The organism is Moraxella porci DSM 25326 (assembly GCF_002014855.1).
Lineage (GTDB): Bacteria > Pseudomonadota > Gammaproteobacteria > Pseudomonadales > Moraxellaceae > Moraxella > Moraxella porci.
Map to the genome: position 1 here is coordinate 26807 of NZ_MUYV01000002.1, position 12374 is coordinate 39180.

The 12374-nt window shown below is 48.2% G+C and carries 14 protein-coding genes; 5 read left to right on the forward strand and 9 right to left on the reverse strand.

The features are described from left to right. The first annotated feature begins 154 nt into the window (after positions 1 to 154). From trxA to B0681_RS02925, 4 genes are all read left to right on the forward strand, one after another. Positions 155 to 475: a thioredoxin gene (gene trxA, locus B0681_RS02910; RefSeq protein WP_078317257.1), complete on the forward strand. Its 321-nt coding sequence runs from the start codon at positions 155 to 157 to the stop codon at positions 473 to 475. A gap of 259 nt (positions 476 to 734) precedes the next feature. Further along, entirely contained in the window at positions 735 to 2003 is a 1269-nt protein-coding gene (rho, locus tag B0681_RS02915) for a transcription termination factor Rho (protein WP_078317258.1), read from the forward strand. A 351-nt stretch (positions 2004 to 2354) separates the two neighbouring features. After that, positions 2355 to 2741, forward strand: coding sequence for a hypothetical protein (locus tag B0681_RS02920; RefSeq protein WP_078317259.1), 387 nt, complete (start codon positions 2355 to 2357; stop codon positions 2739 to 2741). A 201-nt stretch (positions 2742 to 2942) separates the two neighbouring features. After that, the gene (locus B0681_RS02925) at positions 2943 to 3356 is read left to right on the forward strand and encodes an Ohr family peroxiredoxin (RefSeq protein WP_078317260.1); all 414 of its coding nucleotides are present in this window, start codon (positions 2943 to 2945) and stop codon (positions 3354 to 3356) included. Between the two features lie 90 nt (positions 3357 to 3446). Here the strand turns inward: B0681_RS02925 and B0681_RS02930 are convergent, their stop codons facing one another. The 9 genes from B0681_RS02930 to B0681_RS02970 all read right to left on the reverse strand — a co-directional run bounded on the left by B0681_RS02930 (position 3447) and on the right by B0681_RS02970 (position 11693). Then, the gene (locus B0681_RS02930) at positions 3447 to 4976 is read right to left on the reverse strand and encodes a fumarate hydratase (RefSeq protein WP_456080960.1); all 1530 of its coding nucleotides are present in this window, start codon (positions 4974 to 4976) and stop codon (positions 3447 to 3449) included. Between the two features lie 156 nt (positions 4977 to 5132). After that, positions 5133 to 6218 (reverse strand): histidinol-phosphate transaminase, encoded by a 1086-nt coding sequence (hisC, locus tag B0681_RS02935; RefSeq protein WP_078317262.1) that lies wholly within the window; start codon positions 6216 to 6218, stop codon positions 5133 to 5135. A 40-nt stretch (positions 6219 to 6258) separates the two neighbouring features. Then, positions 6259 to 7560, reverse strand: coding sequence for a histidinol dehydrogenase (hisD, locus tag B0681_RS02940; protein ID WP_078317263.1), 1302 nt, complete (start codon positions 7558 to 7560; stop codon positions 6259 to 6261). 27 nt (positions 7561 to 7587) lie between these two features. Further along, on the reverse strand, positions 7588 to 8250 hold the full coding sequence (gene hisG, locus B0681_RS02945) for an ATP phosphoribosyltransferase (protein ID WP_078317264.1): 663 nt from the start codon (positions 8248 to 8250) through the stop codon (positions 7588 to 7590). An 87-nt stretch (positions 8251 to 8337) separates the two neighbouring features. Beyond that, positions 8338 to 9600: a UDP-N-acetylglucosamine 1-carboxyvinyltransferase gene (murA, locus tag B0681_RS02950; RefSeq protein ID WP_078317265.1), complete on the reverse strand. Its 1263-nt coding sequence runs from the start codon at positions 9598 to 9600 to the stop codon at positions 8338 to 8340. Between the two features lie 21 nt (positions 9601 to 9621). Further along, entirely contained in the window at positions 9622 to 9864 is a 243-nt protein-coding gene (locus B0681_RS02955) for a BolA family protein (protein WP_078317266.1), read from the reverse strand. A 167-nt stretch (positions 9865 to 10031) separates the two neighbouring features. Next, positions 10032 to 10781, reverse strand: coding sequence for a BON domain-containing protein (locus tag B0681_RS02960; RefSeq protein WP_078317267.1), 750 nt, complete (start codon positions 10779 to 10781; stop codon positions 10032 to 10034). Positions 10782 to 10827: 46 nt separating this feature from the next. Further along, entirely contained in the window at positions 10828 to 11238 is a 411-nt protein-coding gene (locus tag B0681_RS02965) for a YraN family protein (RefSeq protein WP_078317268.1), read from the reverse strand. Then, positions 11238 to 11693 (reverse strand): RDD family protein, encoded by a 456-nt coding sequence (locus tag B0681_RS02970; protein ID WP_078317269.1) that lies wholly within the window; start codon positions 11691 to 11693, stop codon positions 11238 to 11240. The genes B0681_RS02965 and B0681_RS02970 overlap by 1 nt, the downstream gene beginning before the upstream one ends. A gap of 192 nt (positions 11694 to 11885) precedes the next feature. Between B0681_RS02970 and rlmH the strand changes: the two genes are divergently transcribed. Continuing rightward, a complete protein-coding gene (gene rlmH / locus B0681_RS02975) occupies positions 11886 to 12368 on the forward strand; it encodes a 23S rRNA (pseudouridine(1915)-N(3))-methyltransferase RlmH (protein ID WP_078317270.1) in 483 nt (160 codons plus the stop codon). Positions 12369 to 12374: the final 6 nt, after the last annotated feature.

Consider the following 12374-nt stretch of genomic DNA (forward strand, 5'->3'; position numbering starts at 1 on the left):
GCCTTTGGCGATAAAGCCTGTTATTATAGCATGACTGATGCCAAAAGGCGTGTTTTCATCACGGGTGGCGGTAGGGCTTGAAATTTATCGCCTTCATGACCATCTATGTGTTACACCCAATATATTTTTGATTTTTTTGAAAAGGTAGAAAGTTATGTCAATCGTAAATGCAACCGATGCCAGCTTTGATGCTGAAGTTCTAGGTTCTGATGAAGTGGTTTTGGTCGATTTTTGGGCAACTTGGTGTGGCCCATGCCGTCAAATCGCCCCAATCCTAGAAGAGCTTGCCGATGATTATGCCGGCAAAGTCAAAATCGTCAAAGTCGATGTCGATGCCAACCCAGAATCGGCAGCGCGTTTTGGCATCCGCAGCATCCCAACGCTATTTGTTTTCAAAGGCGGTGAGCGTGTTGAAGCGGTCGTTGGCGGCCGTCCAAAATCAGAATTTGCAGCACTGCTAGATAAGCATCTGTAATCCATCTGCTAAGATTTGCCCGATTTGATCATCAAGTCGGGTTTTTCATTGGCTGCTAATCAGTGATCCTTTGGTCAGCATACGACAGGCTTTATTGATTTCGCCTTTTTATGCACAAATGCTTGACAACGCCGTGATTTACCCTTAATATGATGCCACCTGCAATCCCCTTCTTTCGATTGCATTTTTTCTTTTTTATCCCAAGCCATTCATCAATCCGCACCAATCTGGATGCGTTACTCTTACACGCTACCTATCTATGAATCTAACCGAATTAAAACGAAAATCCGTTGGCGAACTGCTTGCCATCGCTGAAGCCATGGGTCTTGATAATATGGCTCGTAGCCGCAAACAAGACATCATTTTTGCCATCCTAAAGACGCACGCGCGTAACGGCGAAGCCATCTATGGTGATGGCGTACTTGAGATTTTGCCTGACGGCTTTGGTTTTTTGCGTTCATCTGAAGGCTCGTACCTAGCTGGCCCTGATGACATCTATGTCAGCCCAAGCCAAATCCGCCGCTTTAACCTACAAACAGGCGACTCCATCGCAGGTCAGATCCGCCCGCCCAAAGATTCTGAGCGTTATTTTGCACTGCTTAAGGTCAGCGAAATCAACTTTGACACTCCTGATCGTAGTCGTCACAAGCTGATTTTTGAAAACTTGACACCGCTATTCCCAACCGAACAACTAGTACTTGAAACAGGTAACGGCACAACCGAAGATTTAACTGGTCGTATCATTGACTTGATTGCCCCAATCGGCAAAGGTCAGCGCTCCATCATCGTCGCCCCACCCAAGGCAGGTAAGACGGTGCTGCTACAAACCATCGCCCAATCCATCACACGCAATCATCCAGAGTGCTATCTGATCGTCCTGCTGATCGATGAACGCCCAGAAGAGGTCACCGAGATGCAGCGTACTGTGCGTGGTGAAGTTGTCGCATCGACCTTTGATGAGCCGCCGCAGCGCCATATTCAGGTCGCTGAGATGGTCATCGAAAAAGCCAAGCGACTCGTTGAACACAAACAAGATGTCATCATCCTACTAGACTCCATCACTCGCCTAGCCCGCGCTTATAATACTGTGATTCCTTCATCAGGCAAAGTGCTCACAGGTGGTGTTGATGCCAATGCGCTAGAGCGTCCGAAGCGTTTTTTTGGTGCGGCGCGTAATGTCGAAGAAGGTGGCAGCCTGACCATCATCTCAACGGCACTGATTGACACTGGCTCGAAGATGGACAGCGTGATTTTTGAAGAATTTAAAGGCACAGGCAACCAAGAAATTACCCTTGAGCGTGATCTGGCCGAACGCCGCATCTTCCCTGCGATCAATATCAAAAAATCCAGCACACGCCGTGAAGAGCGCCTACTTGATGAAGACACCCTGCGCCGTGTATGGATTTTGCGTAAGCTGATGCAGCCGATGGACGACTCACAAGCCACCGAATTTTTGCTTGAGCGACTCAAAGATTCTAAGACCAACGAAGAGTTCTTTGAGCAGATGATCAAAAAAGCCCAAAGCTAAATCGTTTCGCATATCAGCTTTGGCATTATTTAGAAAGCAACACATGTTCACAAGTTTACAAAAATTACTGTCATATGATTGTAATATGAAAAAATATGTGCTAACATAACCGCATCACCGAAAGCTTAACGCAATTTTATTGCTGCTTGCTTAAGTGGCAAAGCAGATTTTTTGATATATTTTGTTACATCTTTGTGGTTATTTTGAACAAATTATCTTTTTATCTGTGCTAAATTGTTGTATACTGATACGAATTTGTATCGACCTATGGACAGATCGTTGGTTTTATCAAAAACCCAACTTCTATCTGTAGGTATTTTTTGTCAAATATCCACCCAATTGGAGATTATCATGCAAACTAAACTAATCGCATCTGCACTAATCGCTGCTCTAGCTCTAACTGCTTGCTCAAAGCCAGCTGAAGAAGCTCCAGAAGCTGCTGCACAAGCTACCCAAGCTGCTGCTGACGCACAAGCTGCTGCAAACACTGCACCTGCAGATTCAACTGCACAAGCTGCTGCTGACACTGCTGCACAAGCTGCTGACACTGCAAACCAAGCTGCTGCTGACGCAGTTGCTCAAGAAGCTGCTGGCAACACTGTAGCTGCAGAACAAGCTGAAGCTACTGCTGAAAACGCACAAGCTGCTGCTGAACAAGCTGCTGACGCTGCTGTTGACGCTGCTGACGGCGCTGCTGCTGCAGGTACTGCTACTGCAACTACTACTGAAACCAAATAATTGTTTGCAGCATTCGCTGCATCATTATCGGTTAATCAAAGAGAATCCTTTTGGGTTCTCTTTTTTTGTTGGTGAGTTTGATAAATGCGTAAGTAAAAGGCTACATTTTTTTACTTGGCTGATCAGCGATTTTTGCTACAATCAAAACAAGTCGCTGACTGTCTCAGCGATGGATCCAACAACAAGCATAAGGAATCTGTCATGGCTAAAATCTACACCACCACCGCATCCGTCGTCGGCGCTCGCAACGGCACCGCCAAATTATCTGATGATGACAAAACCTATAACATGGTCTCACCAGGTTCAAAAGAAGATGGCAATAATCCAGAGCAGTTTTTCGCCATGGGCTATGCTGCCTGCTTTGATGGGGCATTGGGTTTGGTCAAAAAAGCCGCTGGCAAAAGCTTTGATAGCGAAGTACAAGTGACCATCGATCTGAATAAAGAAGGCGATGATAAGTTCTTCTTGACTGGTGCGATTCATGTCGTCGCCACCAACACCGACATTAGCGAAGATGAGCTACTGGCCTTGGTCGAAAAAACTCACACCGTCTGCCCGTACTCAAAAGCCGTGGCAGGTAATGTTGAGATGGCACTAAGCGCATCTGTCGCTTAAATCATCAGCGCTTGATACAAAAAAACACCCAAGCATAAACTTGGGTGTTTTGTCATCATCAAGCAAAATATCGCTGACAATGCCTATCAATTAAGCTTCAGTGACTGGGATTTTGCCAATTTTGGCTTGCCAGATTTTTGGTGCGGTGGCGTGCACAGAACTACCACTGCTATCGACAGCGACAGTCACTGGCATATCTTTGACTTCAAACTCATAAATCGCTTCCATACCAAGCTCAGGGAATGCCACGACTTTGGCTTGTTTAATGGCTTTTGAGACCAGATAAGCTGAGCCGCCCACTGCCATCAGATAGACTGCTTTATTATCAGCGATGGCTTGGCAAGCTGCTTCGCCACGCTCTGACTTGCCAATCATGCCCAAAAGACCTGTTTGCTCAAGCATCTGACGAGTGAATTTATCCATGCGGGTTGCCGTCGTCGGACCTGCAGGCCCTACCACTTCATCACGCACAGGATCGACAGGGCCGACATAGTAGATCAGCTTATTGGTGAAGTCCACTGGTAGCGCTTCGCCATTATTGAGCATATCGGTCATACACTTATGCGCTGCATCACGGCCAGTGTAGATCTTACCACTGAGTAGCAAGACATCACCTGTCTGCCACGTCGCCACTTCTTCTTTGGTTAGAGTATCGACATTGATGCGTTTGCCATTTTCAGGATTATAAGTGATATCAGGATAGACATCTAGGCTTGGCGGTGTCAGCTCGACAGGGCCAGAACCGTCCAGCTCAAACTCCACATGGCGAGTCGCTGCACAGTTTGGAATCATGGCAATCGGCTTAGACGCAGCGTGCGTTGGGTAGTCTAGGATTTTGACATCCAAAACAGTGGTAAGACCGCCCAAGCCCTGTGCACCGATGCCCAGTGCATTGACTTTTTCGTACAGCTCAAGGCGTAGCGCTTCGACAGTGCTTAGCTCTGCGCCTGATTTGGCTTTGGCCTGTAGCTCATGGATATCAATATGGCTCATCAGCGACTCTTTGGCAAGTAGTGCCGCTTTTTCAGGCGTACCGCCGATACCAATACCCAAAATGCCCGGTGGACACCAGCCTGCGCCCATGGTTGGGATGGTTTTTAGCACCCAATCCACGATGCTGTCTGATGGGTTTAGCATAGCAAGCTTTGATTTATTCTCAGAGCCACCGCCTTTGGCCGCACAGGTCACTTCTACTTTATCGCCAGCGACGATTTCCATGTGAATGACCGCAGGGGTGTTGTCTTTGGTGTTCACGCGTTTGCCCGCTGGGTCAGCCAGCACAGATGCGCGCAAAGTATTATCAGGGTGGTTATAGGCACGGCGTACGCCTTCGTTCACCATGTCAGCAACACTCATTGTCGCATCCCACTGAACATTCATACCGACTTTCAAAAACACTGTTGCAATACCAGTGTCTTGGCAAATAGGACGATGACCTTCGGCACACATACGGCTATTGACCAAAATTTGCGTCATTGCATCTTTGGCAGCCGGGTTTTCTTCTTTTTCTAGTGCTTCGACCAATGCTTCGATGTAGTCGGTCGGATGATAATAACTGATGAACTGAAACGCATCGGCAATACTTTGAATAAAATCTTCTTGCTTAATTACGGTCATGATGACTTCCTTTGTTGGCGAATTTGGCGTAAACACGCCAAACGGCTGATATTATCTTGGCATCCGCCAAGACCCATTGTGATGAATTTATTCTACCATTATTTATGATAAAAATTCACCCATATTTGTCAATTACTATGATTGAAAAAATATCAAAAATTATAAAATTTGTTTTAAAACTTCAATCAATCGCGCATTCTGCTCAGCAGTGCCGACACTGATTCGCAGATAATCTTTGATGCGTGCTTGCTTAAAATGTCGGACAATCACACCTTTGCTGCGAAGTTTGGCAGCGATATCAGCAGCATCTTGACCTGCGATTGTGGCAAAAACAAAATTCGCCGCCGATGGCAATACATCAAAACCAAGTGCTGCCAAATCCGCTGTCAGCTGATGGCGCAGCTCGATTACCTCGGTGCGACGACGCTCAAAATATTCACAATCTGCCACGCTGGCCGCCGCCCCTGCTTGCGCCACACGATCCAGCGGATAGCTATTAAAGCTATTTTTCATCGCCATCAAAGCTGCGATTAGACTTGGATTGGCAAATGCCATACCCACTCGCAGACCTGCCAGTGCACGAGATTTTGAGAAAGTTTGGGTGACGACGATATTATCAAATTCACGAATCAGTGCGATTGCTGATGCCGCCTTGACATCATTGGCATAATCGATATACGCTTCATCGATGACCACGACCGCATCAGGATGGCGAGTGGCAAGCGTGCGAATGTCATCAAGTGGCAGCAGCTTGCCCGTCGGTGCATTCGGATTGGCCAGGATAATGGCATCGCACGGCTTGTCGTAGTCATCGATATCAATGCCAAGGCTGTCATTGAGTGGTACGGTTTGGGCATCCACCCCAAAGGTATCGGCATAAACAGGATAAAAGCTATAGCTGATATCAGGCATCAGCAGTGGGCGAGTTTTTTTGAAAAAACACGCAAACACCAGTGCCAGCACTTCATCCGAGCCATTGCCCACAAAGACTTCATCGCGACTAAGACCATAATAATCCGCCAATGCATCACGCAGATGATCTGACTCAGGCTCAGGATACAGACGCAGTGCCGCCGCTTCATCAGCGAGCACCGCTTGCATGGCTGCCACCGCTTGTGGACTGGGTGGAAATGGATTTTCGTTGGTGTTAAGTTTCACCAAATTATCATGCTTGGGCTGCTCCCCTGGCACATACGGCGTCAGGCTTTTTGCCTTGTCGCTCCAAAGGCGAGTATCAATCGTCATGGGGTTTCCTTTTTGTTTATTGGTCAAAGCTGTTGCTTGCTCAGTTTGCCTGATGGCGATAGCGTGCTGACAATGCGTGCGCTTCTAAATTTTCTTCGATGGCCAAAATATCAGCAGTCTTGGCAAGTGGTACCGCACCCGTCTGGGTACAGTAAATCAGTGATGATTTCTTTTGAAAATCATACACGCCAAGCGGTGATGAAAATCTTGCCGTGCCCGATGTTGGCAATACATGGTTGCTGCCTGCACAATAATCGCCAATCGCCTCAGGGGTATGACGACCCATAAAAATCGCACCTGCGTGGCGAATATCATCAAGCACCGCCTCAGGATCATCCAGTGACAGCTCAAGATGCTCAGGTGCGACCTGATTAATCACTGCCATGCCCTCACTACGGTCTTTGACCAAAATCAACGCACCGCGACTCTTTAGCGCTGCTCTTGCGATGTCTGCCTTTGGTAAGCGTGCCAATGCCGTTTCAATCGCTGTTTCCACCGCTTGTAATTGCTCAGCACTGGTGGTAACAAAAATCGCCTGCGCCACGGTGTCATGCTCAGCTTGGGATAACAAATCCATCGCAAGCCACTCCGCATTATCCGCTGCCTCGCCCTCAGCATAGACCAGCACCTCTGACGGCCCTGCGATCATATCGATGCCCACTTGTCCAAATACCGCTCGCTTGGCTGCAGCGACAAATTTGTTCCCCGGCCCTGTGATTTTATCCACTTTCGCGATCGATGCCGTGCCATAAGCAAGTGCTGCCACCGCCTGCGCGCCACCGATGGTAATCACCGTATCCACGCCTGCCAAGTGAGCCGCTGCCAAAACAAGTGGATTGAGCTGCCCATCTGGTGCTGGCACAACCATCGTGATATTCGCCACACCTGCGACCTTGGCAGGAATGGCATTCATCAACACCGATGATGGATAGCTTGCCAAGCCACCAGGGACATAAATCCCGACACTGTCAAGCGGAGTGATTTTTTGGCCAAGCATATTGCCCAGACTGTCGCTAAAGCGAAAGCCGTCTTGGACTTGATGCTGATGAAAAGCAAAAATACGCTCAGCAGACAGCTGAAGTGCTGTACGCACCTCTTGGGCAAGTGCATCAAATGCCGCCTTTAGTGCATCTTGACTGATGAATAGCTCATCGATGCTCTGAGCGGGATGGCGGTCAAATTTTTGGGTCAGCTCAAGCACTGCGACATCGCCACGAGCACGTACATCAGCGATGATGGCATCAACAGTGGTGATTAGATTGGCATCGGTCACCGTCTCAAAAGCAAGCAAATCAGCCAATTTATCTTGGAAATCAGCACTGGTTGAATCTAGTTTTTTCATCGTTTATCCTTATGAATCAGACTGCCTTTATGATTGGTTTTGTTTCACGGCAGTTTGTAGAATCTGTAAAATCGGCTCAAGTTTGGCAAGTTTTCGCTTATGACTGACTGGATTGGCAATCAGACGTGATGACACTTGGCAAATGGTCTCAAGTGGCTCAAGCCCATTGGCACGCAAAGTATTGCCTGTATCCACCACATCGACAATCAAATCACCCAGACCCACCAAAGGTGCTAGCTCCATCGAGCCATACAGCTTAATGATATCCACCTGCTCACCACGGCTGGCAAAATACGCGCGCGCGACATTGACATACTTGGTGGCGATACGCAGGCGGCGATTTGGCAACGCCTTACCCGAAATCCCTGCAGTCATCAGACGACACTTGGCGATATCAAGGTCAAGCAGCTCATACACCTGTGCATCATACTCCATCAGCACATCCTTGCCTGCCACACCGATATCAGCCGCCCCATGCTCAACATAAGTCGGCACATCTGAAGCCCTTAAAATCAAAAAACGCACCGATGGATCAGTGGTCTCAAAAATCAGCTTACGAGATTTTTCCATATCTTCAAGCGGTGCAATGCCAGCTTTGGCAAACAATGGCAAGGTTTCGTTTAGGATACGACCCTTGGATAAAGCAATGGTCAAGCCATCAAAATCAGCGGTTTGGATTGGATCAGCCATGACAAATTTCTCAGTGTGTCAATGTTTAATAATTGTCTATACATTATCATGAAAAAACGCACCAAATCATCTTGGTGCGTCGCAATCTTAGCCCTTGATGCGTTCGATATTAACACCCAAGGCTTTTAGCTTATTCTCCACATCATCATAGCCACGGTCAATGTGGTAGATGCGGTCAATGATGCTCTCGCCCTCAGCACACGCCGCCGCCATCACAAGCGACATCGATGCACGCAAGTCGGTCGCCATCACAGGAGCAGGGGTGAATTTCTCAACGCCTTCAACGATGGCAGTATGGCCATCGACACGGATTTTGGCACCCATGCGTTGTAGTTCAGGCACGTGCATAAAGCGATTTTCAAAGATATTTTCAATGATGGTGCTCGTGCCTTCAGCCAGACAGCATACCGCCATCAGCTGTGCTTGCATATCCGTTGGGAAACCAGGGTGTACTTGGGTGCGGATATCCACCGCCTTTGGGCGGCCTTTCATTACCGCACGAATCCAGTCATCACCTGTCGTGATGACTGCACCCATCGCTTCAAATTTCTTGAGCACTGGGTGCAAAAATTCTGCCGATGTGTTCTTGGTTAGTACATCACCCTCACTCATCAATGCACCAGCTAGGTATGAACCTGTCTCGATACGGTCAGCGATGACACTGTACTCACAGCCATGCAGACTATCCACGCCCTCGATGATCATCGTCGTCGTGCCGATACCGCTGATCTTCGCACCCATCGCCACCAGCATATTGGCAAGATCCACCACTTCAGGTTCAGTCGCACAGTTTTCTAGGCGAGTGGTGCCACGAGCAAGTGCTGCTGCCATGATGACATTCTCAGTACCGCCAACTGTCACCATATCAAAGCTGAAGTCACAGCCAATCAGACGACCACCTGCAGGGGCTTTGGCTTTGACATAGCCGTTCTCAACCGTGATGGTCGCACCGAGTGCTTCAAAGGCTTTTAGGTGCTGATCCACAGGACGAGAGCCAATCGAGCAGCCACCCGGTAGAGACACTTCGGCTTCACCAAAGCGCGCAAGCAATGGGCCAAGCACCAAAATCGATGCACGCATCGTACGCACAAGCTCATACGGTGCATAATAGTCGGTCACCGTACGAGCATCGGCCACGACGGTATTGCCTTCTTTTTTGATGTTGACGCCTGTACCTGCAATCAGTTTCACCAAAGTTTCGGTGTCTTTGAGCGTTGGTACATTGTGCAGTACGGTTTCATCATTTGGCAATAGCATCGCTGCCAATAGTGGCAAGGCGGCATTTTTTGAGCCAGAGATAGTGACCTCACCTGCGATACGGCTTTTGCCCGTGATTTTAAATTTATCCATGGAATTTCTCTTATCAATCAATTAAGCTTTACGGGCATCATACTCAGCAGGGGTCAATGCATGGATGGTCAAGGCGTGCATCGCACCGCTTTGGATATGTTCATTGACCAAAGCAAAAATCATCTGCTGACGAGCCACCAATCGCTTACCCTCAAAGGCATGATCCACGATAAGCAGCTCAAATTTATTGCCTTCATTGACCGCATCGATGTGGGCATCAGCAAAGTGTGGGCGAAGTAGCTCGATTAAGGCTTGTGCATTCATGTATTTATTCTCATCAGTGTCGCGACCTTAGATCGCCAAAAATTATCGGTCTGTTATTATAGCAAAATGTATCATCAAAATGTCGCCAAAATGGCAGCAATTTGTATCGGCTTTTCTAGGATGTTAGACGACATTGACAAACGGACGCTAATGCCGTCTGTCCAAATTTACTGAGCCACCTCAAATACAGGCGCACTATTTAGCGGTGCAGCATTGTTCGCCTCAGGCAGATAGATTTCTTGCAGCGCATAGTCGCCCTCGGCCACATCTGGCTGCGAAGCGACGCCACCGTATGGGTCGCTAGGGACAGCACTGTTCACTGCTTCAGGTAGCGCTGCCGCCTCGCTGTCGCTGACCAAAGTCGTCAATGTCACTGCCATCGCCATGCCTGGTGTGGCTTGGATAGCATCTAAGATATAAGTCTGCTGCTCTGGGGTCAGATAGCCCATCACATAGGCGGTACGGTCGCGGACGATGACTTTATATTGTGAGGATTTGATGTCGCGATTGGTGAGTAGGCGCGCATTGATTTTTGAGCGCAGATAGTTTTCGTGCACCGTATGGCTTTGGCTTTTTGGGGTCTCGGTGACGATCAGGTAATTAAACACCTTATTGACATCTTTCATCGATTCGATGGTGCGGCCGATCTCGACTTTGATTTGTTCAGATGGCACTTCACCAGTCAACAGCACCTCGCGGCGATAGCTGTCGATGGCGATGCGTACATTATTCTCGCTGATGCCAGGGATGGTGGCAAGGTTGCGGCGTGCAGTCAGCTCAATGCTGCTGTCACTGATGCGCTCAGGAATGGTGCGACCCATCGCATCAGCACCGACGCTGTCAGCACCGCTGGTGGCACACGCAGTCAAACCCATGCTCATCACAGCAATCATCGATACGGCAAATACTTTTTTCATAACAACTTTCCCATTTATCAAAGACTATAAACTTTAACAACTAAAATCAAAACGCTGATATCAACCAATCCTGCGTGACTGTACCATCTTGATGGATATCAAAGACAATCACATCAAAGCGCGTCGCCATCTTGGCATAACTCTCATGCTTCGCCAAAAAATACTCAGCAGTACGATAGATTTTGGCTTGCTTGGCAGGGGTAATACTCTCAATCGCAGTACCAAAATCCGACGCCTTGCGACTACGCACCTCGGTGAACACCACGCATGGCACAAGCACACCACGCTCAAGCACTTGGCAAGTGGCGATAATATCAATCTCGCCAAGCTTGGGTGCTGTATAATTGGTCGCCACAATCTGGTAGCCCTGTTCAAGCAATATCTCAACCGCTTGACATTCAAAAGCATCGCCCTGCCGTCGCTTGGCGGTTTTGGCACTCTTGGCAGACTGCACCATCAGCGGATGCGCTTAACCACCACTGTGCCAGCGATCTTATCATGCCAGCCTTGTTTGCGCTTATCAAAAGCGATCCAAATAAAGCCCAGACACAGCACCAAGGCTGAGATGGTGTAGCCCACCAAATAACGCAGCAAGGCCTTTGGAGTACTAATAAATTGACCCGTCTTAAGATCGCGAATCTGTAAACCAAACAGCATCTTGCCAGGGGTAGCACCCTTTTTGACCCAAAGCCACACCACCAATAGCACAATGACCACAGTCAGCACAAAATCAGTCACGGTATAAGCAGGCATCTGCTCAATCGGCACATCCGCCCAGCGCTGATATTCAAAATAATAAAACGGCGCGAGCAGTAGCATGGCGATCAAAGAATCGACAACATACGCACCCAGTCGCACCCAAAATCCGGCATACACATATTCGCTGTCATCCAAGCGAGGATCGTGTGTCATTTTTTATCCTCATTGATTATATTACAGACATTACTCACAGCTGCATCAGCCCATCACTCATGGCATCCATGCAGCAATGCTCACATTGTAGCATAACAAAGTTTTGTCATTTTCGCCATAGATTGATGATTTTTTCGGTGAATTTTTGGGGAAAATTGGGTAAACTGTTGGCAAATTTTTGGGAAATCAATGATGAAATTACGAATTTTAAGTGTCGGGCATAAGATGCCAAACTGGGTGCAGACTGGCTTTGAAGAGTACTTCAAACGCATTCAGCCGATGATGAGCGTTGAACTTGTTGAACTTGCTCCCGCCAAACGCAGCAAAAACCCGTCGCCTGCCGAGATTGAAAAATACAAAGCGGTGGAAGCTGCCACCATCTTAAACGCCAAGCAGCCCAAAGAGCTACTATGGCTCTTGGAAGTCAAAGGTAAAATGCTCTCCACCGAAAAGCTTGCCGATAAGCTCTCTATCGCCATGCAAGATGGTGCCGATATTGCCTTGGTCATCGGTGGTGCTGACGGTGTCGCTGATGATGTGCTACAGGCGGCGGATTTTAAGTGGTCGATGTCTGATCTGACTCTGCCACATCCTTTGGTGCGGGTGATTTTGATGGAGCAGCTGTACCGTGCGATGAGTATTATCAATAACCATCCATATCATCGGGGCGGTTGATTGATT